At 68.2% G+C, this 26,098-nt stretch carries 19 protein-coding genes and 1 pseudogene; 7 read left to right on the forward strand and 13 right to left on the reverse strand.

Going from position 1 to position 26,098, the window contains the following annotated elements:
• Positions 1-135 precede the first annotated feature (135 nt).
• The 3 genes from ACIRB1_RS33970 to ACIRB1_RS33980 all read right to left on the reverse strand — a co-directional run bounded on the left by ACIRB1_RS33970 (position 136) and on the right by ACIRB1_RS33980 (position 2,344).
• A complete protein-coding gene (locus ACIRB1_RS33970; RefSeq protein ID WP_403468106.1) occupies positions 136-1,215 on the reverse strand; it encodes an LLM class flavin-dependent oxidoreductase in 1,080 nt (359 codons plus the stop codon).
• Complete coding sequence (locus ACIRB1_RS33975; protein WP_352182973.1) at positions 1,215-1,739, reverse strand: SRPBCC family protein; 525 nt, start codon at positions 1,737-1,739, stop codon at positions 1,215-1,217. Before ACIRB1_RS33975 ends, ACIRB1_RS33970 begins: the two co-directional genes overlap by 1 nt.
• Before the next feature lie 107 nt (positions 1,740-1,846).
• Complete coding sequence (locus ACIRB1_RS33980; protein WP_403468107.1) at positions 1,847-2,344, reverse strand: winged helix-turn-helix transcriptional regulator; 498 nt, start codon at positions 2,342-2,344, stop codon at positions 1,847-1,849.
• Between the two features lie 292 nt (positions 2,345-2,636).
• Between ACIRB1_RS33980 and ACIRB1_RS33985 the strand changes: the two genes are divergently transcribed.
• Positions 2,637-2,753: a helix-turn-helix domain-containing protein gene (locus ACIRB1_RS33985; RefSeq protein WP_403468194.1), complete on the forward strand. Its 117-nt coding sequence runs from the start codon at positions 2,637-2,639 to the stop codon at positions 2,751-2,753.
• 192 nt (positions 2,754-2,945) lie between these two features.
• On the forward strand, positions 2,946-3,329 hold the full coding sequence (locus tag ACIRB1_RS33990; RefSeq protein ID WP_403468108.1) for a hypothetical protein: 384 nt from the start codon (positions 2,946-2,948) through the stop codon (positions 3,327-3,329).
• Positions 3,330-3,743: 414 nt separating this feature from the next.
• Here ACIRB1_RS33990 and ACIRB1_RS33995 read toward each other — a convergent pair whose 3' ends face one another.
• From ACIRB1_RS33995 to ACIRB1_RS34005, 3 genes are all read right to left on the reverse strand, one after another.
• A complete protein-coding gene (locus ACIRB1_RS33995; protein WP_403468109.1) occupies positions 3,744-4,235 on the reverse strand; it encodes a hypothetical protein in 492 nt (163 codons plus the stop codon).
• A gap of 514 nt (positions 4,236-4,749) precedes the next feature.
• Entirely contained in the window at positions 4,750-5,442 is a 693-nt protein-coding gene (locus ACIRB1_RS34000) for a response regulator (RefSeq protein WP_403468110.1), read from the reverse strand.
• Complete coding sequence (locus ACIRB1_RS34005; protein WP_403468111.1) at positions 5,436-7,118, reverse strand: ATP-binding protein; 1,683 nt, start codon at positions 7,116-7,118, stop codon at positions 5,436-5,438. The genes ACIRB1_RS34000 and ACIRB1_RS34005 overlap by 7 nt, the downstream gene beginning before the upstream one ends.
• Before the next feature lie 235 nt (positions 7,119-7,353).
• Between ACIRB1_RS34005 and ACIRB1_RS34010 the strand changes: the two genes are divergently transcribed.
• The 3 genes from ACIRB1_RS34010 (at position 7,354) to ACIRB1_RS34020 (ending at position 10,261) form a co-directional block, all read left to right on the forward strand.
• Entirely contained in the window at positions 7,354-8,214 is an 861-nt protein-coding gene (locus tag ACIRB1_RS34010; protein ID WP_403468112.1) for an ABC transporter ATP-binding protein, read from the forward strand.
• Positions 8,211-9,095, forward strand: a complete 885-nt coding sequence (locus ACIRB1_RS34015; protein ID WP_352182965.1) for an ABC transporter permease — start codon at positions 8,211-8,213, stop codon at positions 9,093-9,095. Before ACIRB1_RS34010 ends, ACIRB1_RS34015 begins: the two co-directional genes overlap by 4 nt.
• A gap of 71 nt (positions 9,096-9,166) precedes the next feature.
• A complete protein-coding gene (locus ACIRB1_RS34020; protein ID WP_403468113.1) occupies positions 9,167-10,261 on the forward strand; it encodes an ABC transporter substrate-binding protein in 1,095 nt (364 codons plus the stop codon).
• 46 nt (positions 10,262-10,307) lie between these two features.
• On the opposite strand, the pseudogene ACIRB1_RS34025 reads toward ACIRB1_RS34020, so the two are convergent.
• A pseudogene (locus tag ACIRB1_RS34025) lies at positions 10,308-10,850 on the reverse strand (transposase); the annotation flags it as partial.
• Between the two features lie 181 nt (positions 10,851-11,031).
• On the opposite strand from ACIRB1_RS34025, the gene ACIRB1_RS34030 reads away from it, so the two are divergent.
• Positions 11,032-14,760, forward strand: a complete 3,729-nt coding sequence (locus tag ACIRB1_RS34030; RefSeq protein WP_403468114.1) for a carboxypeptidase regulatory-like domain-containing protein — start codon at positions 11,032-11,034, stop codon at positions 14,758-14,760.
• 787 nt (positions 14,761-15,547) lie between these two features.
• On the opposite strand, the gene ACIRB1_RS34035 is transcribed toward ACIRB1_RS34030, so the two are convergent.
• The 6 genes from ACIRB1_RS34035 to ACIRB1_RS34060 form a co-directional block, all read right to left on the reverse strand.
• On the reverse strand, positions 15,548-17,632 hold the full coding sequence (locus ACIRB1_RS34035; RefSeq protein ID WP_403468115.1) for a beta-glucosidase: 2,085 nt from the start codon (positions 17,630-17,632) through the stop codon (positions 15,548-15,550).
• A 263-nt stretch (positions 17,633-17,895) separates the two neighbouring features.
• On the reverse strand, positions 17,896-18,795 hold the full coding sequence (locus ACIRB1_RS34040) for an AraC family transcriptional regulator (RefSeq protein ID WP_403468116.1): 900 nt from the start codon (positions 18,793-18,795) through the stop codon (positions 17,896-17,898).
• Between the two features lie 158 nt (positions 18,796-18,953).
• Positions 18,954-21,545: a family 78 glycoside hydrolase catalytic domain gene (locus tag ACIRB1_RS34045; protein WP_403468117.1), complete on the reverse strand. Its 2,592-nt coding sequence runs from the start codon at positions 21,543-21,545 to the stop codon at positions 18,954-18,956.
• Positions 21,546-21,598: 53 nt separating this feature from the next.
• Entirely contained in the window at positions 21,599-22,498 is a 900-nt protein-coding gene (locus ACIRB1_RS34050; protein ID WP_403468118.1) for a carbohydrate ABC transporter permease, read from the reverse strand.
• Between the two features lie 5 nt (positions 22,499-22,503).
• Complete coding sequence (locus ACIRB1_RS34055) at positions 22,504-23,388, reverse strand: carbohydrate ABC transporter permease (protein WP_403468119.1); 885 nt, start codon at positions 23,386-23,388, stop codon at positions 22,504-22,506.
• Between the two features lie 79 nt (positions 23,389-23,467).
• Positions 23,468-24,784, reverse strand: a complete 1,317-nt coding sequence (locus ACIRB1_RS34060) for an ABC transporter substrate-binding protein (protein ID WP_403468120.1) — start codon at positions 24,782-24,784, stop codon at positions 23,468-23,470.
• A gap of 243 nt (positions 24,785-25,027) precedes the next feature.
• Between ACIRB1_RS34060 and ACIRB1_RS34065 the strand changes: the two genes are divergently transcribed.
• Entirely contained in the window at positions 25,028-26,068 is a 1,041-nt protein-coding gene (locus ACIRB1_RS34065; protein WP_403468121.1) for a LacI family DNA-binding transcriptional regulator, read from the forward strand.
• The last annotated feature ends 30 nt before the right edge of the window (positions 26,069-26,098 follow it).

Below are 26,098 nucleotides of genomic sequence, written 5' to 3' on the forward strand. Positions count from 1 at the left end.
TTCCGCCCTCCCTCGCGCACCGGCCACAGCAGCACGTGAACAGCGCTGTGGCCCTGCGGACGGAGGATTCCGCAGGGCCACGTCAGTCTCGTTCCGTCCCGTCCGTCTGTGGGCTGCACGGAACTTACGCTCGGCTCAACGCGGAACCGCGGGCTGCGACCGGGCCGCTTCGTCGTCTACTTCACGGACCAGGTCGATGGCCCTGCCGAGGGTGCTGAGCCGGGCGTCCAGGGTCTCGCCGGCGGGGTAAAAGCGGACGACGTCGACTCCGGCGTCGCGCCACACTCTCAGCCGGTCCCGCACCATGTCCTCGGTGCCGATCAGCGTGGTGGCCAGCACCATGTCGTCGGTGACCAGGCCGGCCGCGCCGTCGCGATCCCCGGCCTGCCAGCGCTGTCGGACCTCGGCCGCGACCTCGGCCCAACCCTGACGGCTATAGGCGTTGTTGTAGAAGTTCGTCTTCTCGGTGCCCATTCCGCCGAGGCTGAACGCCAGTTCCTTCTTGCGGCCGGCCACCATCGTGCCCAGGGCGTCCTCGTCCTCGGCGAAAGCCACCTCGGCACCCTGGCAGATGTCGAAGTCGGCGCGGCTGCGGCCGGCCGCGGCGAGACCTGCGTCCAGGTGGTCGAAGTACGCCTCCTTGGCGCCCTCGGGAACGAAACTGGTGCCGAGCCAGCCGTCGGCGATCTCCCCGGTCAGGTGGAGCATCTTCGGCGAGAGGGTCGCCAGGTAGATCGGGATGTCATGTTCCGCACGCATCGACAGCCGCATGGGCTTTGCCTGCCCGCCTGGTAGCGGAATCTGGAACTCCCGCCCGGAGTACGAGATCTTCTCGCCCGTGAAAGCCTCCCGCACGATTTCGACCGTCTCGCGCATCCGGGACAGCGGCCGGGCGAACGGCACGCCATGCAGGCCCTCGATCACCTGGGGCCCGGACGGGCCCAGCCCCAGCCGGAAGCGTCCCTCAGAGAGGTTGGACAGGGTGATCGCGGCCCGGGCGATGGCCATCGGTGTGCGGGTGGCCAGCTGAATGATTGCGGAACCGAGCAGTATGCGTTCGGTCTTGGCGGCGAGGTAGCCCAGGGGCGACAGCGCCTCCGCTCCCCATGCCTCCGCGACCCAGCAGATGTCCATGCCCAGCTTCTCCGCCTCCACGACGAAGTCGACCGTCTCCGGCCAGTTCGCGGACGCCTCGACGGTGGTCGACGTACGCATCACACACGCGCCTTTCCGGGCTCTTCTGCCAGCTTCTTGATCGCCTCGAGGGTGATCCCGATGTTGCTCTCGAACTCGCGCATGCGCACGAAGACGATCTTCTGCTCCTTCTCCGGCATCCGGTCGATGGCGACAGACAGACCCGAGCGGCCCGGCCCCATCTGCATCCACTGCCGCAGCAGCGTGCCACCGTCTTGCGGCTCCAGCGTGAACCGCCAGATCGCTGACGGGAACTGTGGATCCTGCACCGCCCACGCGAACACCCTCGGGGGTTCGTACTCGACGATGTGGGACGTGGTGGCCCACTCGCCGAACGCATCGTGCTTGCTCCGCCCCACGAAGCGGGCCCCCAGCCCGGGCCCCGCCTGTCCGTCGAGCCACTCCACCGACTGCAACTCGGAACTCAGGCGCGGCATCAGTTCGATGTCGGACACCAGCTCCCAGACGCATTCCGGCGGGGCAGCGATCCAGATCGGCACCTCCACCGTCGGCTTGTCCGCGTAGCACGCGCCCGTCCACTCCACGCCGGCCTCCTCATCGGTAGGACAGGCTCGCAACCAGTCCTGACCTCCAAAGTTGTGTAGATAGACTCACTTGTCAAGCATGTACGGCGCATTGGCGGGCCCCTCGATCAGCCGGCGAAACGCTCCTTGACGTCCGGTCGCTCGGCCAGGCGGGGTGGATACCCCGGCCCCATTCTCGGATGGGTGTTCTCGGCGGTCATCGGTTCGCCGCAGGCCGCGCACACCACCTCTGCGTGACTCTCCTGGCCGCAGACCTCGTGGTAGTTCGTCACGGGCGGACCCGCCTCACCGGACAGCCAGCGATCCCCCCACCGGTTCATCACCAGCAGCACGCCGTAGAAGTCGCGACCTTTCTCGGTGAGGACGTAGTCGTGGCGCACCGGCTCGGTCTGGTACGGCTGCTTCTCGAGCAGCCCGTCGTCAACGAGCCGCCGCAAGCGGTCCGTCAGCGTATTGCGCGCAATGCCCAGCGACGCCTGGAACGCTTCGAACCGCTTGATCCCGTAGAAGGCCTCCCGCAGCACCAGCGGCGTCCACCAGTCGCCGAGCAGATCCATGGTGCGGGCGATCGAGCAGGGCCAGTGTGCAAAGGATGTGCGCCTCATGCTCGCACCATACGGTGAGTCTCATACAGAAACCCAGCAGGCGGCGTGGGGTTTTACACGCTTGTGAAGACGTCGCCAACGGCTCGGCACCGGCCCGAGGACCGCGTCGCTCGCCTCCGCCAGCGCAGTCCGGGCAACCGCCTCGGCATCGGCCCGAACGGCGTCGAAGGCTTGTGCCGCCCACTGGACGAGCAGCCCTGCGGCCTCTCACGCCGCAATCGAGGTCGCCCGTACCGCCTTCGGGCCGCTGCTCGGCCTCCCCGAGGCAGGACAAGCAGCCTTGTTGGGCACCTTGGACAGCTGGTTCGCCACCGGCGGCTCGACCATACAAGCCGCAGAGCAACTGCACTGTCACCGCACTACCGTCCTGCACCGGCGCAAAAGGATCACCGAACTGACGGGCCGATGACCCGACACGTCGGCTCCCTCCCTACGCGGCCGAGTCCCCAACTTGCCCAAGGTGCACAGGCTCAGCCCCGTGAACGGGGTCATCCAAAACAGCTCCGCCACCGTGTCCACACCAACCATCCGGCGATCATTTCAATTGCCGATGCCCCTCCCCACGGCTGATCCTGGGCACCTGGCAAGTGAGGGTGACGACATGGGACTGATGCTCTTCCCAGGTGACGACGACGTGGCGAGCCCAGACGTCTCCTGGTCCTACACCGGCTTCAACATGTTCAGGACCTGGTTGGCCCAGGCGGAAGGGTTCACGCTCGCCGAGATGGACGGCTTCGGCGGAGACCGCCAGTGGGCCGGCGTATCCACCGCGCTGCTGCCACTACTCCACCATCCAGACGACGACGGCCCCGACCTCACACCTGCTCAATGCACGGCGATGCTGCCCACGCTGAAAGCGATTCTCGACCGACATCACCCCGACGACATCGGCCCTGCCCTCCAAGGGCACATCGAAGACATCAGCCAGTTGGTCACCGTCCTGCGGATCTGCGTGGACAAGGACGTCGACCTCATCTTCGGGTAGCGCCAGGAGTGCGGCTCGGCCCGTTACTCAGAGGGTTGTTGACTGCGCGGGGGAATCCGCGCGAGCTCGTGTGGATGAGGGTGACGGCGTCGTCGGTGAACAGCTGGTCGCTGTGGCCGGCGAGTTTCTTCGTCCTGCGCAGGGCGGGTTGGCCCACGAGCGGTGAGGCTCCGGCAAGGTCCGGCTTCGGGGCGCCGGGCCTTGCCGCTCCTGCGATTGACTGACGAGCCGCGGCCGGATCAGCAATCCGGCGCCATAGGGCTCGAGTTCGATTGGCACGGTCCCTTGGCTACCCGAGGAATGGGCGGCCGCCGCTTGCACGAGGTTGCCACGTTGATACCCCACGGCTGCCCGAGAGCGGTCCGGTGGCTCCGCCGGTGCGGGCGACGGAGGCCGAGGTGCGATGTGCTGCTGTCAGCTCAGGCCGAGGTCGGCGAGGGCTGTGGTCCAGTCGGACTTGATGTGGGTGCGGGCCTGGGACAGGGTGATGGTGCCCGCACACACCGCCTTCTTGAGTTTGGTCTCGACTGTGTCCTTGTTGCCCGCGGTCTTCGTTCCGGCATAGGGCTCGGGCCAGAGGTTCTGCGCGCTCGTGGGGTCGCCGCCGAGTTCGAGGGGGATGAAGTGGTCCTCCTCGTAGGAGGAGGTGCTGGTGTCGGCGTAGCCGTACTGGACGATCTGCACCTTCTTCAGCGCGGTGGTGTACGAGCTGGAGGGGCGGACGGTCGCGGTCCAGCCGGACACGCAGATCGTGGTGTCGATGGTGGACTGGGTCACGTCCGGGTTGTAGACGCCGGGCTGGCAGGTGGGGTCGGGCAGCGGCAGGTATGCCTGGCTGCAGGTCAGGGCGTGGGCGCTGCCGGTGCTGAAGAGGAGACCGGCGGCGGTGAGGGCGAAGGTGGTCATGGCCGCACAGGCGGAACGCTGTATTCGGGGCATGAGGGGGTTCCCGACGGTTGGCCCGGTGGAGGAGTCCGGGCGGTTGTGTGCATGACAGCACCGCCGGGTCTATGCGAGTAGATTTCTTTGCCTCGCTTGACCCCTCTTGCCCAACATTTTGACGCGAGCATGCCTGGAAAGTGTCAAGCCATGGGTGCGGATTGGTGAGCGGGCAGGCCAACACCCCTCCGCTGAAGTCGAGTTGGCGCGCCGAGAACGTCCCGAAAATCCTGGAATCACGCCCGCTCAAGAGCCGGGCCCTGCCGTGCGCCGGCCCGGCTCGCCAAGACGCCGCTTCAGTGGCCGCCAGAGCCGTTACGTCGCAACCGGCATGTTCCGCACCGAACCCCTCTACGCCGGCGCGCCCAGGATGCCGGACCTCGCGTCAGCGACCGAGCACCATGGGGATTCATCAGCCCCCCACAGATGATCCCCAGTAGCAGAACGAGACACAGGGGCAGTCCTGAACCACACCGCCCGGTCAGTGGGCGATGCGGTAGCGGTGCTCGGGGCGGCCGGTGGCGCCGTAGCGGAGTTCGAGGCGGACCATGCCCTCCTTGACCAGGTAGGAGAGGTACCGCTGGGCGGTGGCGCGGGACACGCCGGTGAGCTCGGCCGCCTCGGCCGCCGAGACGGGGCCGTGAGCGTTGCGCAGGGCTTGGTGCAGCAGCGTGAGGGTGGGAGCGGAGTGGCCTTTGGCCGGGATGCGGGGCACGGCGGGCGGCCGGGCGGCGCTGAAGAGGGCGTCCACGTCGGCCTGGTCGGTTTCGGGGACCGTTCCGAGGGCGTCCATACGGTGCTGGAGCTCGCGGTAGGCGGTGAGGCGCTCGGCGAGATCGGGCGCACCGAAGGGTTTGACCAGGTATCCGACGGCGCCGAGCTTCATCGCGACCCGCACCGAGGTGATGTCCCGGTCGGCGGTGATCATGATGGCGTCGGGACGGTCGCCGCCCTCGTCCCCACTGAGCTGCCGTAGCACGTCGAGTCCGCTGCCGTCCGGCAGGAAGATGTCGAGCAGCAGCAGGTCCGGGTGGAAGGTACGCACCGCGGTCAGCGCGTCGGCCACGGTCGCCGTCTGGCCGACCACCTCGAAGTCCCTGACGCGGGACACGTAGTCACAGTGGATGCGGCTCACTCGGAAGTCGTCTTCCACCACCAGAGTCCGGATCACCATCGACCGCCTCCCTCCGTACCGGCCGCCACCGGCGGAGCCGTAGTGAACAAGGCCGTCTGTCGGTCGGGGGCGGTGTCGGGCACCGGCAACGTCATGGTGAAGACCGCACCCGGCCCCTCGCTGACCGTGATCGTGCCGCCGTGCCGCTGCACCAGCCGGTGGACGAGGGCCAGACCCAGGCCGCGTCGGGCGGTGCCCCGTTCCGGACGGGTCGACCAGCCGTCCTCGAAGATCGACTCGGCGGTGCCCGCCTGGATGCCCGGACCGGTGTCGGCCACCTGGACCCGCACCACGTCGACGGCCTCGATCAGCGACAGGCGCACTTCGGGACCGCCCGGCCGGGCCGGGCCGGTCGCGGACGCGTCGATCGCGTTGTCCAGCAGGTTGCCGACGATGGTCAGCAGCCGGCGCAGGTGCGGCGGGTCCGCACTGAGGGCGGAGTCGTCGCTGAGGACGATTCGCACCCCGCGTTCCGCGGCCACCGTGGTCTTGGCCACGATCAGTCCCACGAGCAGCGGGTTGCCGATCCGTTCGCGTACGGATTCGGTCAGCGCCTGCTCGGCGCCGGCCGTCTCTACGGCGAACTCGTAGGCGGCTTCGTGGTCACCGATGTCCAGCAGCCCGGCGACGGTGTGCATGCGGTTGGTGAACTCGTGCTGCTGGGCGCGCAACGCGTCGGTGAGCCCGCGCACCGAGTCCAGTTCGCGCAGCAGCCCGATCAGCTCGGTGCGATCGCGCACGGTGACCACGGCGCCCAGTTCTCGGCCGTGCAGGGCCACCGGCATCCGGTTGACGGCCAGGCAGTGGTCGTCGGTGAGCACGCTGATGTCGCCGCCCTCCAGGGTTCCGTCCAGGGCGCGGCGCAGCCGCCCGTCCGGCAGCACCTCCTCCAGCGTGCTGCCGAGCGCGGTGCCCAGGCCGAGCAGGTTGCGGGCCTCGTCGTTGACCACCGTGATCCTGCCATCCGGGTCGAAGGCGATGACGCCCTCGCGGATGCCGTGCAGCATCGCCTCCCGGTCCTGCAGCAGGCCGGCGATCTCCTCCAGTTCCAGCCCGAATGTGGTCCGCTTGAGGCGCCTGGCCAGCAGGAACGCGGCCGCCGAGCCGAGCGCGACGGCGATGGCGCTGTACAGGCCGAAGGTGGGCAGTTCGCGCCACAGTTCACCCAGCACGTAGTGCTCGGGGATGCCCGCGGACACCTCGCCGACCAGCGCGCCGCTGGGCCCGTACAGCGGTGCCTTGCCGTTTGCGGAACGCCCGGTCGCGCCCTGGTCGGTGCCGACGTGCGCCTTGCCGTCCAGCACCACGACCTGATCGCCCGTCGGTTCGCCGATCAGTGCCGGGTCCGGGTGGGAGTGACGGATACCGTGCAGGTCGAGCACGACCACATACGACGCGCCCGACGCCCTGCGGATGCGCTGGGCCACGGTCTGCACCACGTCGCCACCGCCGCCGTACTCCATGGCACGCTGGATCTGGGGGTCGGCGGCCGTGGTCCGGGCGATGTCCAGTGCCCGCTGCTCGTAGGCACGGTCGATCTCGTCGCGCTGCGCGAAAGCGAACAGCACGAAACCGATCAGCCCGGTCAGCGCCAGAATGAACAGCTGATTGGCCAGGATCCGCGCGGAGAGCCGCCCCTTCCCGCTGCGGCCGATCGGGATACGGATGGAGGTCACGGGTGTCTCTTGCCTGTCGTACGACTACCGGGCGCGGCCCCTTCGCCGTACCCGTGGTGGCGTGATTGTGCTCCCGCCACGCCCATTCTGCCCACCCCTGGTCGGCTGAGCAGAACGCGCAAAACCCCGGTTAACACGGCTAACGCGAGATACGGCTGAAACAGCGACGTAACACTCGGTGCGCCCTAGCGTCTGCCTTCCTCGACCTCCGAGGTCAGGAAGGAGACAGCCCAAGATGGCTTCGCGACACGATGCAGCGGTGAGCCCGGTCGCCGACAAGGTCGGCCAGGACAGCGCGCGAGTGGAGATTTCCGGACTCACCAAACGATTTCTGACGCCTGCGGGTGAGGTGTTCACGGCGCTGCAGGACGTTTCGTTCACCGTGGAGCCCGGCCAGTTCTGCGCGGTGGTGGGCCCGACCGGCTGCGGCAAGTCGACGACGCTGAGCCTGGTGTCCGGACTCGACCGGCCCAGCGAGGGCTCGGTCAGGGTCGGCGGCCGTGAGGTGGACGGTGTCACCGACGGCGTCAGCTTCATGTTCCAGGCCGACGCGCTGCTGCCCTGGAAAACCGTCCTGGGCAACGTGCTGATGGGCCCCGTCTTCCGCGGTGTGCCCAAGCAGAAGGCACAGGCTTCGGCGCGCGACTGGCTGCGCCGGGTAGGCCTGACCGGCTTCGAGGACCGCTACCCGCACCAGCTCTCCGGCGGCATGCGCAAACGCGTGGCGATGGCCGCGGCGCTGATCAACGAACCTCGCATCCTGATCATGGACGAGCCCTTCGGCGCCCTGGACGTACAGACCAAGGCGATCATGTCGACCGAACTGCTCGGCTTGTGGGAGCAGATCCGGCCGTCGGTCATCTTCATCACCCACGACCTCGACGAGGCCGTCGCGCTCGCGGACCGGGTCGTCGTCATGACCTCCGGCCCCGGGTCGGTCAAGGCGGTCTTCGACATCGACCTGCCGCGCCCCCGCGGCTCGGTCCAGGAGATCCGTTTCCAGCCCCGCTTCATCGAACTCCAGCACCAGATCTGGGAGTCGCTGCGCGAGGAGGTGGAGCGCGCCTACGCACGCACCGCAGGAGGTAAGCCATGAGCAGCACGACGTCCGCCCTCTCCCCCGCTCCGGCCAAGGGCAGCGCACAGGTCACGGCCGCGGCCGCCGCCAAGCGCGCCGTCCGGCGCCGCATCGCCCTGGTGTGGGCCGGCCGCATCGGCCTCGCAATCTTCGTCATCGGCGGCTGGCAGGCATTCACCACCTGGGGCATCGTCGACCCCTTCTTCTTCGGACAGCCCTCCGGCATCGCCAAGCGGCTGGTCGACCTCTTCCAGCACGGCACCGAGTTCGGATCCTTCTACGCCAACATCTGGACGACGATCCAGGAGGCGCTCGTCGGCTTCGCCCTCGGGTCCGTCACCGGAGTGGTCTTCGGTGTCGCGCTCGGCCAGAGCCGCTTCCTCGCCGACGTACTCGGCCCCTACATCAAGATGGTCAACGCGATCCCGCGGATCGTCCTCGGCTCGATCTTCATCGTCGCGTTCGGCATCGGCGTACTGCCGAAGATCCTGCTCGCCGCGGTACTGGTGTTCTTCATCGTCTTCTTCAACGCCTTCCAGGGCGTCCGTGAGGTCGACCGCAACATCCTTGCCAACGCCAAGGTGCTCGGCGCCTCGCAGATGCAGATCATCCGGCACGTCATCGTGCCCTCCGCGCTCACCTGGATCATCGCCAGCCTGCACAGCGCCTTCGGCTTCGCCATCGTCGGCGCGCTGGTCGGCGAGGTGCTCGGCGCCCAGAGCGGGCTGGGCCTGGTCATCAAGACCGCTCAGAACAACTTCGACCCCAACGGCGTGTTCGCGACGATGCTCGTCATCTCCGTCATCGTGCTCGGCGCCGAGTGGCTGATCGGCAAGCTCGAACACCGGCTGCTGTCCTGGCGCCCGCCTGCCCCCTCCGAGGCATCGAACGCCCTCTGACCCCCGTCGCTCACCCTCCTCGCTTTCCCTCCCCTCCCCTGTTCCACCTCAGAAAAGGAATGTGGCCAGCCATGTCCAGACGACCCGTCGCCGTCGCCGCGTCCGTCCTCACCGTCCTCGTCCTCGGTACGGTCAGCGCCTGCTCCGGCAGTTCCAGCAGCACCACCGCCAGCAGCGGCTCAGGCTCCACGCCGACCGTGAAGATCATGGTGGGCGGCCTCGACAAGCAGATCTACCTGCCCTACCAACTCGCGCAGAACCTCGGCTTCTACAAGAAGTACGGCGTCAACGTCCAGCTGAGCACCGAGCAGGACGGCGGTGTCGGCGCCGAGGAAGCCATGGCCTCGGGGCAGGTGGACATGGCGGGCGCCTGGTACAACCACACCATCGAGTTCCAGGCCAAGGGCAAGGCCGTCGAGGACGTCGTCCAGCTGTCCGGTGCGCCCGGTGAGCGCGAGATGTGCACCAAGAAGTCGGGTGTCACCTCGGGTGCCGATTTCAAGGGAAAGACTCTCGGCGTCACCGACCTGGGGTCGGGCACCGACACGCTCACCCAGTTCCTGGCCGCCAAGCAGAACGTCAAGACCAGCCAGTTCCACCGGATCGCGGTCGGCGCGGGCTCCACGGCCATCGCCGCGCTACAGAAGGGCAAGGTCGACTGTGTCATGACGACGCAGCCGACGGTCGCCGCGATCCAGAAGAAGGGCGTCGGCGCCTCCGCGATCGACCTCGCCACCACACAGGGCGCTACGGCGGCGATGGGCGGCGCCTATCCCGCCGCGAGCGTGCTCGCCCGCACCGACTGGGTGAACTCGCACAAGGACGCGACGCAGAAGGTCGTCGACGCGCTCGTCGCCACCATGCACTGGATCAACACCCACAGCGCGGCGGACATCGCGAACAAGCTGCCGGCGTCGTTCGTGTCAAACCAGCTGGTGACCAAGGCCGACTACGTCCAGGCCCTGACCGAGGACAAGGGCCAGTTCCTCCCGGACGGCATCATGCCGGCCGGCGGTCCGAAGACCTCTCTGGCGACGGAGAAGCTGGTCGGCAACGTGAAGGGTTCAGTGGACCTCAGCAAGACGTTCACCAACGACTTCGCCATTCAGGCCAACAAGACCGAGGGCTTCAAAACCACCACGACCCCGGCGGGACCTAACGGCTGACCCCCCGCCACACATGAAGCAGCCCGGGTGCCGGCCACCCGGGCAACGCTTCCTCGGCGGGCAGGTCGGTGATGACGTAGACGGTCTCACTGGACCATTTTCCGCCCCACTGCACGAGCCCCGGTTCGTGACGGCCGTGGCCCAAGGCGTCGTCGCGGTCGAACACGGGGATCTTCCTCCAGAGCAGTACGTGGAATCGAAGAGCCTGGCCGCGCTGGTAGTTCTTGATGGTCAGCAGGTAGTGAGCGCCGCGTCAGCGCAGGTAGGCAGCGTGGTCGCGGTGGCCGTGCAGGGCATCGGCGGTCACGACCACCTCCGTGAGATTCGCATCGTCGATCTGGTCGAGGAGTTGTGCGCACTCGGGGATTTCGTTGGCCTTCGCGCCGATCTCGCGGGAGGCGAGAGTGACACCGTCGGCGTGCCGGACGGCGGACAGGGCGAAGGCCTGGCTACCGTCCGGGCGCCTCGCGCCGCACAGGCACTTGCCGTCCACAGCGATCACCCGCCGCCGCAGCCGGACCAGCTCTACGTGGCCGTCCGGCCGGTGGGCCCGGCGCTGCTCACGCCCGATGCCGCCGTCGGGCATCACGCTGCCGCGCTCTTCGCCGACAGCTTCGCGCTCACTCCGTGAGGGCCGGCCGGGCACCCGACGACGCCCCCATCGGTCAATCGATCAAACAGGAGCGCACAATTTCACACACTTGACATGTCCATGGCCTATTCTCCGCTTGATCGCCTTCTTCTACCCACGAAGGTCTGAGAGGACCCGGTTGATCAAGGTAGGACTGTTCCATAACCGGCAGACGGCGTTAACCGCCCTGTTCGTCCTCCTGATGACACTGGCCTGGGCACTCCCCCAGACCGCCACCGCCACCACCAAAGCGACCATCACCAAAGCCGCCGCCGACACCGCCTCGCCCGTGCCGACACATCCCCTCTGCGCAAGACCCGACAAGCCCAACGAGATGGCCTGCTTCGCGGTCGCCCGCGACGATGTCCTGCAGACCGGTAAAGGCCTCCAACCCCTGCTGGCCCCCGCCGGGTTGGGCCCCGCCGACCTCCAGAGCGCCTACGACCTGCCGTCCGACGCGGCCGGGTCCGGGGTCACGGTGGCCATCGTCGACGCCTTCGACAACCCGAACGCCGAGGCCGACCTGGCCGTCTACCGCCCCCAGTTCGGCCTGGCGCCCTGCACCACCGCCAACGGCTGTTTCCGCAAGAGCGACCAGCGCGGCGGCACCGACTACCCCCAGCCCGACGCGGGCTGGGCCGGCGAGATAGCCCTCGACCTCGACATGGTCAGCGCCGCCTGCCCGCTCTGCCACATCCTGCTGGTCGAGGCGGACGACCCGTCCATCGACAACCTCGGCGAGACCGAGAACACGGCAGTCGCGCTCGGCGCCACGTACGTCTCCAACAGCTGGGGCGGGAGCGAGAGCGCGATCGGCGACCTGCCCGGCGACGCCTACTACAGGCACCCGGGCGTGGCAATCACCTTCAGCACCGGTGACCTCGGCTACGGCACCAGCTACCCGGCCTCGCTGCCGTACGTCACGGCGGTCGGCGGGACCTCGCTGAGCCGGGACAGCGGAACGCCCCGGGGCTGGACCGAGTCCGCGTGGACCGGAGCGGGCAGCGGCTGCTCGGCCTACTACCCCAAACCGTCCTTCCAGACCGACCGGGGCTGCGCCGGCCGTGCCGTCGCGGACGTGTCGGCCGTCGCCGACCCGGCGACCGGGGTCAGCGTCTACAACACGTACGAGGACCGCGGCTGGGGCGTCTACGGCGGCACCAGCGCGTCCGCCCCCATCATCGCCGCCACCTACGCGCTCGCCGGAACACCGGGCGCGAAGACCTACCCCAACGCCTACCCGTACGCCCGCACCGGCGCCCCCTACGACCCGCCGAACGGCGCTCTGAACGACGTGACCTCCGGCACCAACGGCACCTGCGCCAGCGCCGACCTGTGCACCGCGGGCTCCGGCTGGGACGGACCCACCGGCCTCGGCACCCCGAACGGCACCGCCGCCTTCACCACCGGCCCGTACGGCACGCTGACCGGCAAGGTCACCGACCCCAACACCGGCGACCCGGTCGCCGGGGCGCGGATCACGGCCGGCGCGAACGCCACGACGACCGGCGCCGACGGCACCTACGACATGACACTCCCAGCGGGAACATACGACGTGACGGCCGCGAAGTTCGGCTACGGCAGCACCGGGCCGACAGCCGTCGAAGTCGGCGACGGCGCAAGCGCAACCCGGGACTTCACCCTCACCACCCAGCCCCTCGTCACCGTCAGCGGGCAGATACGGGACGGCTCCGGACACGGCTGGCCGCTCTCCGCGGGCATCCAGGTCACCGACGAGCCGTCCACCCGGACGTACACCGACCCGGCGACCGGCCGCTACACCCTCACACTGCCCGCCAACAGCACCTACACCCTCCAGGTGGACCCGGTCTACGCCGGCTACCAAGTCACCACGGCCGAACTGACGGTGGGCGCCAAGGCCGGCCGCAAGGACTTCGACGTTTCGGTCGACGCCGCCACCTGTGTGGCGCCCGGCTACCGGCAGTCTTTCAGCGAGGGCACCGAGACCTTCGACGGCACGGGAGCGCCTGACGGCTGGAACGTCACCGGCAGCGGCCACACCTGGCGCTTCGACGACCCGGGCGGGCGGGGCAACCTCACCGGCGGCTCGGGCGGCTTCGCCATCGCCGACAGCGCCTACTTCGCAGACGGCCAGCGCACCTCCCTGGTCTCCCCGGTCCTCGATCTGACCGGTCAGGACACGCCCGCGATCCGCTTCGACACCTTCTACAGGAAGTTCTCCGACGCCTCCAAGGCCGACGTCGACCTCAGCGTCGACGGCGGCACGACCTGGTCCACGGTCTGGCACCGCGACACCGTCTCCGCCGGCCCGGGAACCCAGAGCGTCGCCCTCCCGGCCGCAGCCGGGCAGTCCGCCGTCCGGGCGCGGTTCCGCTACACCGGCGACAACGCCTACTACTGGCAGGTCGACGACGTCGCCTTCGGCGGCATGACCTGCGCGCCGGTACCGGGCGCGTTGCTCTACGGGACGGTCACGGACGGCAACACAGGCCGACAGGTGAGCGGTGCGACGGTGAGCGGCAAGGCCGGCGCCACAGTGACCACGGCGGGCGACGGTACATACGTACGCTTCGTGCCGCGGACAGGCCGTCAGCAGGTCGCGGTGAGCGCCGAGCACTACACCACGACAACGAAGAAAGTGACCTTCAAAGCCAACCACGCCACCCGCCTCGACGCGGTGCTGCGCGCCGGACGGCTGACGATCAGCCCGGCGGCGGTCGACAAGACCGTACGCAAGGGGAGGACCGCCACCGCCCAGGTCACCCTGCGCAACACCGGCTCGGCCCCGCTCGCCGTCAGCCTCACCGAGCGGTCCGGGGACATCCCGACAGCGACGACCGCCGACGCCACAGCCCCGCAGTACGTCCCCGGCGACTACAGCCCCGACCGGCTGACGAAGGCGAAATCCACGGCCACGAAGACATCCACGGATGTGACCTCCGCCACCTCGGCCTGGACATCGGTCACCGACTACCCCACCCCCGTGATGGACAACGCCGTCGCCACCGGCCCGGACGGCCGCGTCTACTCGGTCGGCGGCACCGACGGCACCTCCATCCTGTCCGGCGGCTACGTCTACGATCCCGTCATCGCCGCTTGGACGGCGATCCCCGGCGGTCCCGCCACCCCCCGCGAGGCACCCCAGTCCGCTTTCCTGAACGGCAAGTTGTACATCACCGGCGGCTGGACGGCGGACGGCACCACCGTGACCACCACCGACGTCTACGACCCGCAGCACCACACCTGGTCCACCGCCGCCCCGGCACCCGCCGGGTACGCCGCATCGGCCTCCGCCACGCTCGACGGCAAGTGGTACCTGGTCGGCGGCTGCGGATCGGGCTACTGCAGCGGCACCACCGCCATGCGGGTCTACGACCCGGCCACCGACACCTGGGCCGCCACCACCCCCTACCCCGAAGCCATCTCCTGGCTCGGCTGCGGCGCCGTCGCGAGCACACTGTACTGCGCCGGCGGCACCACCGCGATCGAGGGCACGCGGCACGGCTACGCGTACGACCCGGCCACCGCCGCCTGGACCCCGATCACCGACCTGCCCACCGACCTGTGGGCCTCGGCCGCCACCACCGCCGACGGCCGCTTCCTCCTCTCCGGCGGGGTCAGCGATCTTCTCTCCGCCGTCACCAGCGTGGGCTACGCCTACGACCCGGCCGCCCGCACCTGGACAGCCCTGCCCGCCGCCGCCACGCCCCTCTACCGGGCCGGCGGCGCCTGCGGGTTCTACCGGGTCGGCGGTGCGCCGAGCGTCTACGACGCCCGTAGGAACGTCGAGAAGTTGCCGGGCCTCACAGCTGTGTCCCGGCAACCGACGTCCGCTGGCTCTCCGCCAAACCCGTCACTCACAAGCTCGCCCCAGGCCAGCAACTGACGATCGCCGTCCGGCTGGACGCGGGCGTGAGGGCGGTGGACGTGGCCGGGACCTACACGGCCGCACTCGCGGTCCGCACGGACACGCCGTACACATACCCGGTAGTGCCGGTGCGGATGACCGTACGGAACGGGTAGGTAAAGCCGAGACCGCGGACGAGGAAGGCGCCGAACGTCAGTGTGCGGATCGCCGCCAGGCATCGATGGGGATGTCCTTCGCGACCTGGCCGGATCGGCTCACCGGCGCCTCAGCGGTAGCCACGACGACTCCCACGGGAACGGCGCAGGTGAGGGCTGCGCGGCAGAAGAGGCAGGGTGCAGCCGACGCGGAAGACAGCGCCCTCCTCCTCGGGACGGGGCCGGCTCCGTCCCGAGGCGGGGGAACGAGACCGGGCGCGCCGCTTCGGGAAGTGAGTGAAGGGCGCCTCCCAGCCGATCCGGACCGGGCCGGGGGGCAGAGCCCGGCCCGGTAGGTTAGGCGCATGACGGCCGGCTGGCGCCGGATCTCCTACGGCCGCCAAGCCGCTGGAGCCAGCTCCGTTGGGGGGCTTGTTCGGTTGGTGTGCTGGCCAGTGCACGGTAGAGCCCGAGTGCGCAAGGGCTTCTTGAGCACGGCCGCACACGCCAGCACCAGACTCGTGCGCGGGTGCCCGCGAGTACGACCCAGCCAACGGTCGCTTTCTCTCCGTGGATCCCGTCATAGCCGGTCCTTCGTGCTGGTCAACGAGTCGGTCCCGACGCCGGCACCCGTGGATCTGAGACCGTTCAGATCCACGGGCCGGAGGCGGCTATCGAAGTGTGGTGGTCTTCTTCAGGGGCAGGTCGGCCGAGGATGAGCCGGCTTCGAGGGTGTAGGTGCCCGAGGGGGTGGTCCAGGCATCCTTGTGGGAGTTCCAGATCGACAGCGGGTGGTCGGACGCGCTGCGGGCGATGGTGACCTTGACCTTCTTGTGCTGTCCCGGGCGCAACTCGACCTCCTGGAACGCGGCCAGTCGTTTGCCCGGCTCACCTGCGGCCTTGGGAAGCGTCACGTAGACCTGGCCGGTGTCGGTGCCGGCACGTCGGCCGGTGTTGGTGACCTCGTAGCTGACCTCGATCCCCTGCTTCGTGGCCTGCACGCTCAGGTCGCGGTAGGAGAAGGACGTGTACGACAGGCCGTAGCCGAACGCGTACAGCGGCGCGATGTCGTTCTCTTCGTACCACTTGTAGCCGACCGCGAGGCCCTCGGTGTAGTTCACCTGCCGGATGCTGGTGTCCCCGGCCGGCCGGGTGGTGCTGCCGTCGGCGAAGACGCCCGGGTACTGCGCGCTGCTCTGCGTGGGCAGGTCCGCGAGAGACTTGGGGAAGGTCATCGGGAGCCGGCCGGAGGGGTTGTCGTCGCCCCACAGCAGTCGCGCGATCGCGGTGCCCTGCTGTTCTCCGGGGTACCAGGCCTCGAGGATGCCCTTGACGTCCTTCTGCCACGGCATCAGCGCGGCGGTGCCCGTCTCCAGGACCGCGATCGTGTTGTGGTTGGCGCCGCCGACCGCCGAGATCAGGGCGTCGCCGTTGCCGTCCAGGTTCAGGTTCGTGCGGTCGGAGCCCTCGCCCATCTTGCTGTAGCCGAAGACGATGGCGACGTCGGCCTTGGCGGCAGTCGCCGCGGCCGCGGCCGGGTCGGAGCCGTTGTCGTAGATGACGCTCGCCCCGGTCTTCGCGGCGCGGGCCGTGATGGCGTCCAGTGGCGCCACCGGCGGTGTGGTGCAGGAGCCTGCGCCGAATCCGGACATTCCGCAGACCGTGGCGGCGCTGACGCCGTTGGTCGGGGTGTTGGATGCCGTTTGGCCGATGACGGCGATCGTCTTGGCCTTCGACGACAGTGGCAGGACATTGCCGTCGTTCTTCAGCAGGACCGAGCCTTCGGTCGCGATCTGTTGTGCGACCTGCTTGTGAGCCGCCGTGGACACGTTGTCCTCGGGGGTGGTCGGCAGCGGGTGGTCGAAGAGGCCGTTCTTGATGTAGGCCTTCACCACCCGGTAGGCCGCTTCGTCGATCTGCTTGCGGGTGATCTGGCCGGCGCTCAGGGCGGCCTTGAGCTTGTCGGGCGTGTAGTAGAGGGGCCGGTTGAGTTCCTGGTCGAGGCCCGCCTTGAGGGAGGGCGTGGTGGAGTGGACCGCGCCGAAGTCGGAGACCACGTAACCGTCGAAGCCGAGCTGCTTCTTGAGGTTGCCGGTCAGCAACGGGTTCTCACATGCGTAGGTGCCGTTGATCTGGTTGTAGGAGCACATGACGCCACCCGGAGAGCTGCCGTCGATGGCGACCTCGAAGGGGAGGTCGTACACCTCCCGCAGCGTGCGTTCGTCGACGTTCGAGGAGCTCGTCTGCCGGTCGAGTTCCTGCTCGTTGCCGATGTAGTGCTTGAGGACCGCCATGGTGGGCCGGTCCGGATTCCCCTTCTGCAACCCGTTGGTCTGGGCAGCGGCGAGCGTGCCGCCCAGCAGGGAGTCCTCGCCCAGGTATTCGGGGGTGCGGCCGGCCAACGGCGTGCGCCCGCTGGAGACACCCGGGCCGAGGACGACATTCTTGCCCTTGCGGAACGCCTCATCGCCCTGGGCCTTGCCCTTGTCGTAGGCAAGGTTGGTGTTCCAGCTGGCCGCCAGCCCGATCTGGGCAGGGAACCCGGTGACTCCGGTCGAGCCGCGTACCGTGTCCGGGCCGTCGGTGTAGGTCACCTTCGGGGTGCAGGGAAGCTGGGCGGGGTAGGTCACTCCGCTGAACGTCGTGTTCGCCGGCTGGTTCGCGGGCTGTTCTCCCAGCCACCGCAGCTCCTGGTCCAGGGAGCTGGCCTTGAGGAGGAGTTGGGCCCGCTGGCCGGCGCTCATGGCGGTGTTCATCCATGGGCACTCCGCCGGGTACGCCTGTGTGTCCCCGTGCGCTGCCGCGGCCGGCATCTGCAGGAGACCTCCGCACAGGGCCAGTACAGCTGCCGGGAGTATCAGGGGTACCCGTCTGCGGGCTGATCCACGTGGGCGATGCATCTGCGGCTCCTTCGCGTGCAGGGTGGCCGGCAGGCCGCCGACTCACTGCGAGGAAGAATGCATTGACACTAAGTCGGATAGTTAGCCTAGGTTTGCCCTGAACTAGCATGAAATTGACATCAGTTTCGTCGACGCTGCTCGGCACGCGGACCCCGCGGGGAGGGGACGCCGAGTCCCTGCCGGTACTCCGACGGTGTGAGACCGAAGTGGGCCTTGAAACGGCGTGCGAAGTAGTTCTGGTCACTCCACCCGACGTGTTCGGCGATCTCCGCGATGGTGGCGTCGGTACGGGCGAGGAGTTCGGCCGCCTGCTCCGCACGCCGACGGGCCAGGTAGGCCATGGGCGGCAGCCCCGTGTGGTCCTTGAAGAGGCGTGAGAGGTAACTCGGGGTCAGCCGCAGGACATCGGCCAGATCCGTGAGGGTCCAATCACGCGTCGTCTGGGTGTCCAGGATGCGCAGGGCATCGGCCACCGCGGGATGAGTGAGAGGGTCGACCGGTCTCTCGGCGGTGTCGTTCGCGGCCCTGGCCAGTATGCCGAGCAGCAGCAACAGCCGTGCGACGAGGTCGGAGCCGTGGGCCGTATCAGTCCTGTTGTGCAGCAGGGCTACTTCGTCCAAGTGCGCGACGGCGCCTTGCAGATCGGACTTGTGCAGGTGAACCGGGTGCTCTGCCGGCTGGTCCGTGAAGAGGCGGTTGAGGCTTGGATCGAGGAGGCACCAGGACAGCTCACGCCGGAGCAGGGGTGGCGCGAAGCAGCAGTGGTAGACGTTCAGCGACTGGCAGCCTCGCGCGGTGTGCACGGTGCCCGGCGGGAGCAATATCACAGTCCCCCGGTGCAGGTGGGTGTCCCCTTGCGAGGTGTGCAGCAACCCGCTGCCGTGCAAGGTGAAAACGATCTCGAAGAAGCTGTGAGCGTGCGGAGCGGAGTCGCCGGTGTAGACCTGCCGTACCGCGCGCGCGAACGTGCCGGGCGGCAGGTGCAGGTCTCGTGCTTTCGTGGAGGGGCGATCACTCATGCGGTGGATTCCCTCGTTGCGACGACACGGTTGAGGGCGGCGCCGGGACGGGTCAGGACGCCCCGGCGCCGCTCCTGCGTCCCGGCCCGCTCTGAAGCCCTCTCGCAGCGGCTTCGGACGCCGACCGAGCAGGGCCCGGTAAGTGCCCGGGCCGAGTCTCATGCGGCAAGCTGGTCGAGTTCGGTGGTGTCCAGGCGGTGGTCGCCCGCGCCGAGGACGACCGGTGTGCACCGGGGTAGTTCGACGACGGCTTCGCAGCCGGCGGGGACGGTCAGCTCGACGAGCATGCCGGTCGCGTTCTGTTCCCAGGAGATGGCGGCGACGCCGTAGGGCGTCTCGTGGCGTGCCCGGGCCCAGGTGATGCCGCCGCCCGGGCGCGGGCGGAACCGCAGCTTTCGGAAGCCGGGCTCCATGGCCTCGATTCCGGCGACGACGCGGTGCATCCAGTCGGCCACCGCGCCCAGGGCGTAGTGGTTGAAGGATGTCATTCCACCGGGGTTGAGGGATCCGTCGGGGCGGAGGCCGTCCCAGCGTTCCCAGATGGTGGTGGCTCCCATGGTGACCGGGTAGAGCCACGAGGGGCATTCGGTCTGGGTCAGCAGGCGGTACGCGACGTCGACGTGTCCGCTGTCGGTGAGGGCGTCACAGATCAGGGGGGTGCCCACGAAGCCTGTCGCGATCCGCGCGCCGTCCTCCAGCACCAGTTCGGCCAGCCGGTCTCCCGCGCGGGCGCGTTGCTCGGGATCGTCCAGCAGTCCGAAAACAAGGGCGAGGGCGTAGGCGGTGGGGGTGTCGCTGGTCATCCGTCCGTCGGGCAGGACGTAACGGTCGCGGAAGGCGCTGGCGACTTCGTCGGCGAGTCCGCTGTAGCGGTCGGCGGCCTCGTTGTCGCCCAACTCGGCTGCTGACAGGGCGAGATGGCGGGCGGACCAGGCGAAGTAGCCGGTGGCGACCAGGTAGCGGTCCGTACGGGAGGCCGCCGGGTCCTCAGGCGGAGCGATGGGGTCGAGCCAGTCCCCCAGTTGGTACCCGCTGTCCCACAGCCGGTCCGGGCCCGCGAGGCGTGCCATGAGGTCCACCCATGCCCGGGCCATCGGGAAGTGGCGGCTCAGCAGGTTCAGGTCCCCGGATCTTCGGTAGAGCACCCAGGGAGTGAGCGTGGCGACGTCGCCCCAGGCGGCGCCGGGCTGGATGGGAGTCCATTGGGGGCCGCCGGGGATGACAGGCACGTACCAGGGCACGGTGCCGTCGGGGAGTTGTTCCGCGGCGACGTCGCGCAGCCAGGAGTCGAGCATGCCGGTGCAGTCGTAGAGGAAACTCGCCGTGGGGGCGAAGACCTGGATGTCGCCGGTCCAGCCGAGGCGTTCGTCGCGCTGGGGGCAGTCGGTGGGGATGTCGACGAAGTTGCCGCGCATGCTCCAGACGACGTTCTCGTGGAGCCGGTTGACCAGCGGGTTGCTGCACTCGAACCAGCCGGTGCGGCGCATGTCGGTGTGGTAGACCCGGGCTTCGACGGCCGTCTCGTCGAGTTCGCCCGGCCATCCGGTGACTTCCGCGTACCGGAAGCCGTGGAGGGTGAACCGCGGTTCCCAGGTGAAGAGGCCGCCGGGCAGGATCACGGTGTCGGTGGCGGTGGCCGCGCGCAGTGGCCGGGTGGCGAGTTCGCCGTCCTGGAGGATCTCGGCATGGCGCAGGGTCACGGTCGTGCCCGCCGGCCCGTCGACGGTGATCCGCAGCCGGCCCACCAGGTTCTGTCCGAAGTCGATCAGATGACGCCCGTCGGCCTTGGCGGTCACCGAGGCGGGGTGGAGGATCTGTGTGCAGCGGACCGCGGGTCCTGTCGGCGCGGTGAAGGTGCTGGGATCGCGGTGGTGCACGGTGACGGGTGTCCAGGGGCCGGTGGTGTCCTGGCCGGGTATGGACCAGGCGGCGTCGTCCAGGCGGGCGTCGAAGGTCTCTCCCTCGTACAGGCCGCTGAACACGATGGGGCTGGGAGCGGCCTGCCAGGTGGAGTCGGTGGCGACGGTGGTGGTGGAGCCGTCGTCGTGGAGGACCTCCAGTTGCGCGATCAGCGACTGGTCGGTGCCGTAGAGGTTGCGGTAGCCGCCGTCGAAGCCGATGTGGCCGCGGTACCAGCCGTCACCGAGCCAGGCCCCGATCCTGTTGGCGCCCTGGACGACGTGGTCGGTGACGTCGTAGGTGTAGTAGCGCAGGCGCTCGCCGTAGACGGTCCAGCCCGGGGACAGGATGTCGTCGCCGGTGCGGCGGCCGTTGATCTCGGCTTCGTAGAGGCCGTGGGCCGTGATGTAGAGCCGGGCTCGGGTGACGGGACGGCGGAGTGTGAAGTCGCGTCTCACCCGGGCGGGCCGCCTGTCGGTGTCCGGGTTCTCCGGCCAGGCCGCGGCAACCGGGAGGGCGCTCCAGTCGGACGGGTGGAGAAGTCCGGCTTCCACGGAGGCGGACGCGCTCCATCCCGAGGGTCCGGAGCGGCCCGGTGTCCACACCCGCACACGGACGTCGGCCCGTTCGCGGGACGTGAGGGGCCGGAACGGCCAGGGAACGAAGTTCTGGCCGGAGTCGGCGACATGCCCGGTGGTCTCGGTGACGCCGGCGCGTTCGATCTCGATCTCGTAGCCGGTCTGGGCCACGGCACCGGACGGCAGCGTCCAGGACAGGCGGGGTGCATCGACGCCGATGCCGAGGCCGTTGTGCAGGTGCTCGAAAGTGACCAGGGCAGGCTGAGGGGACACAGGTGGGGGCCTTCCATGGGTGCGGGGGTGGGCTGCTGGTGGCGGGGCGTCGGTCAGCCCTTGACGGCTCCGGAAGTGAGGCCCTTCATGACCTTCTGGTTGAGGAAGAGGTAGATCACCAGGGTGCCGAAGACGTTGATGCAGATCGCGGCGAACAGCGGGCCGTACTGGGTGGCTCCGAAGTCGCCGGTGAAGTTGAGCAGTCCGACCTGGATGGTGCGCAGGTCCTGGTTGTTGGTGAAGGTCAGCGCGATGAGCAGGTCATTCCAGAGGAAGAAGAACTGCACCAGGCCGACGGTCAGGATCGCGTTGCGCACCATGGGGAGACTGATGGTCCAGAAGGCACGCAGGATGCCGGCGCCGTCGATGGTGGCCGCCTCGAACAGCTCCCGCGGAACGGACTTGTAATAGGTGGCCATCATGAACACCGTCAGGGGCAGACCGGTGCCGGTGTAAGTGAGGATGAGCGGCCACAGGGTGCCCGACAGCCCTGCTTGGAAGTAGATCGTGAACAGTGGCAGCAGGATCATCTGGGCGGGCACCATCATTCCCGCGAGGAAGATCAGCAGGGTGAGGTTGCGGCCCTTCCACACCATGATCTGCAGGGCGAATCCGGCGGCGGCGCCGAGCAGCAGAATCAGCGCGAGAGCGGGCAGTACCGCAAGGAGACTGTTGCGGATGTACAGGCCGATATTGCCGGTGGTCCACGCCTCGCTGTAGTTGCTCCACTCCCAGTGAGTGGGCAGGCTCCAGGTCGACTTGTTCAGGTAGTCGTCGTTGGACTTCAGCGAGGTGAAGAACATCCACAGCAGCGGATACACCTCGATCACGAGGAGCAAGGCCACGACGGCCTTGGCCCAGAGGCGGGAGCGGCGGCGCCCGGAGCGGGAGCTCGCACGTCCGGGGCCTGCTGCGGAGGTGCCGGACGTCTTCGCGGGAGTGTCGATGGCCATGGGGTTCAGCTCTCCGTGAGGTCGCGCCGCGAGACGCGGAAGACGACCAGCGTCACCAGCAGGCACACGACGGTCAGCAGCAGCGCGATGGTGCTGCCGTAGCCGTAGTCGCCGTAGGTGAACGACGTCTGGAACATGTACAGGGTCAGGGGTGTGGTGCCGCTTCCCGGGCCGCCGTTGGTGAGGGCGACGATGGAGTCGAATGCCTTCAGCGTTCCGTTGATGCTGAAGATCAGTGACGACATCAGCACCGGGAAGGACATCGGCAGGACGATGTGACGGATGAGGCGCAGACCGGAAGCTCCGTCGAGGCGGGCGGACTCGAGGACTTCTTCGGGGATGTCGACAAGGCCGGCGAACAGCAGGACGGCGTAGAAGCCCATGGAGCGCCAGATGTCCATGATGATCAGGACCCAGAAGGCGTGCCCGGTGCTGCTGAACCAGTCGATGGAGTCCAGACCGACCGCGTTGAGCAGGGAGTTGACCGGCCCGGTCTGAGGTGCGACCTGGAAGAACTTCTGGAACAGCAGACCCACTGCGACGGTGGGCAGTACGACGGGGAAGAACACCAGCGTGCGGACCAGCGCGGAAGCCTTCTTGAGGAAGAACACGTAGAGCAGTGCCAGGAGGTAGCCGGCGACGACCTGGCCGGCCGTCACGACGACCGCGTACTTCAGTGTGAACCACAGGGCGTCACGGACGGCGTGATCGGTGAACAGGTGGTGGAAGTTGTCCAGCCCGTTTCCGGTGAAGCCGTCGATGGTGTTGCCCTTGGTGAAGGAGTAGCCCAGCGACCACACCATGGGCAGCAGCATGACCAGTGAGTAGACGAGCAGGGCGGGACCCAGGAGGATCAGGACGGCCTTGCGGTCGCCTAGTACGCGATGCATGGATGAAATCCAGTTCTCGAAAAGACGAAGCGTGATGGTGCCGGCGGGCTGCCCAGGTTTCCCTGAGCAGCCGGCCGGTCTACTGAGCCGACAGAGCGTCCTGGACGGTCCGCATGAACTTCTCGGGGCTCGTGCTGCCGCTGACCAGCCCGGCGGCATTGCTCTGGCTCACGGTGGTGGCCTTGGTGCTGAACAGCGCCTCGAACCAGAGCACGTTCTGCTTCGAGGAGCTGATCGTGTCGCGGACCTGGGTGGTCACCTCGTTGGCCGCCGGAACCTGGGTGTTGACCTTGAAGCCGGAGATCGAGCCCTGGTCCTTGAGCGCGGTGCTGCCGTAGCCCTTGGCGATGCAGGACACCCAGTTGCCGGTCTTCTTGTCGAAGGTCTTCGCGTTCAGGGTGATTCCGAGGCCGACGTTGGAGGGGTACTGATCGATGGAGCCCTTGCCGCCGGAGACTGCGGGGAAGGGCATGAAGCCGACGTTCTGCGCGCCGATCTTGTCCTGCTTGGTGTCCGCGATGTTCGCCAGAGCCCAGCTGCCCATGTAGAACATGCCTGCCTTGCCGGACAGGAACTGGTTCATCGCTGTGTCGTAGTCGATCGATCCGACGCCCTTGCCGAAGTAGCCCTTCTTGCCGAGGTCGGCGATCTCCTGCGCGGCCTTGACGTACTGCGGGTCGGTCAGCTTGGCCTTGCCGTCGGCGACGTCCTTCAGTGCGTCGGGGCCGAGGTCGCGGTAGAGGTAGTTGCTGAGCAGCCGGGTGATGGGCCAGCCCTGCTGGCCGGAGGCGGAGAACGGCTGAATGCCCTTCGCTTCCAGTTGCGCCGCTGCGGCGACGAGTTCGTCCCACGTCCCGGGCACCGCGATGCCGTTGTCGCTGAAGATCTTCTTGTTGTAGAAGATGCCCTCGATGTTGTATTCGTACGGCAGCACTTCGAGCTTGCCGCCGTAGAGGGCCTTGATAGTGGAGACGGCTCCTGGCTCGAGCTGGTCGTAGACACCGAGCTTCTTCATCTGCGACTCGAGGTCGGCGATCTTCCCCGACTTTGCGAGCTTCTGCGTCAGCGCGGGGGCGTTGCCTGCGGCGAACTGGACCGGCAGGGCGTTCTGGCCGGCCAGGAGCTGCAACTTCTGATCCAGGCTCGCCTGCGGAACGCTCTCCACCTTCAGCGGCAGCGCGTCATTCGCCGACTTGCAGGCACCCTTGGACAGCGTCGTCAGGGCCGTCTTGACGGTGGTGTTCTCCGTGACACTCAGGTAGCTGAAGTTCTTCGGCGCAGAGGCCGAACCACCACCGGTACCTCCGCAGGCGGAGACAAGGACGGCCATCGCGGCGGCGCCTGCCGTCACGCACGCGAAGCGGGCCCTTCTGGCAGCAGACGATTCGGTGTTCACAAGCATGGCTCCCTGTCATCGTTGAACGGAGACTGTCGGCGAAGGCCGGTAGACGAAGTCGAGAACCCCGAGGAGCTTTTGTATAACGTTCTCTACTCCGGACGCGCACCACAGTGCACGCCGTCTTCAGGCGCGTCAAGACTTCAAGCCGTAACTTCGTCGAAAACCCGCCTACACCTAGCGGATCAGCGCATCTATCGTGTAGACCGTTATCTCCTGGAGAGAGGCTGAGGGGCACATCGCATGCAACAGGACTCACCGCGCAAGAAACGCGTCACGATCACGGACGTCGCCCGGCATGCGGGCGTGTCCACGGCAGCGGTGTCCAAAGTGATGCGCAACGCCTACGGGGTCAGCGCGGCCATGCAGGAGAAGGTCCGCGCCTCCATCACCGAACTCGACTACCGGCCACACGCCGCAGCACGTGGCATGCGCGGCCGGACCTACACCATCGGTGTCCTGCTCGACAACATCCGCAACACGTTCTTCGCCGACATCCTCGACGGGGTGAGCGGCGAACTCCGCGACAGCGAGTACACCGTCCTGATCGGCGCCGCGGGCTTCGGTGCCGAGGCCCAGAGCAAAACAATCAGGGCCATGGCCGACCGGCAGATGGACGGCATGATCCTCATCGCTCCGAGCGTGGCCCGCGCCGAGGCCATGGCCCTGGCCGAGACCACGCCGACCGTGGTCATCGGCCATCACGACTCTTCGGACCTGCATGACTCCGTGGTCGACGCGGACGGGGCAGGCGCCGCTCTCGTGGTCGATCATCTCGTCGAGCTCGGTCACCGCGACATCGCCCTCGTCTCGGCATCCGGTACCCGCACCAGCAGGTGGGCCCTCACCCCGGAAATCGTCCTGACCAACGGCTACGCCGAAGCCATGTCACTCCACGGCCTGGCGGACCGAACACGGATCTGCCGGACCAACTACTCCGACGAAGGCGGCTACAAGGCCGGCATGAGCCTGCTGGGCAGCGAGAATCGCCCGACGGCAATCATGACCGGTGCGGACGTCGCCGCACTCGGTGTCTGGCGCGCCGCCCACGAACTGGGGCTGCGTGTGCCCGAGGACGTCTCCATCGTCGGCTACAACAACACCGCGGTCGCCGATCTCGCCACCGTGCAGCTCACCAGCGTCGACCAAGCCGGTCACGACATGGGGGCGAACGCCGCCAGACTCCTGATCGAACGAGTCGAGGGCAAGCGGGACCGCGCCGTGCAGACCAGCATGTCGCCGCGGCTCGTCGTCCGCAGTAGCACGTCGGCCCCTCGCGCCTGAGCGCCGTGGCAGACCGTCCGCAACGCCGCG

The sequence above is a fragment of the Streptomyces sp. NPDC096013 genome, from assembly GCF_044763565.1.
Taxonomy (GTDB): domain Bacteria; phylum Actinomycetota; class Actinomycetes; order Streptomycetales; family Streptomycetaceae; genus Streptomyces.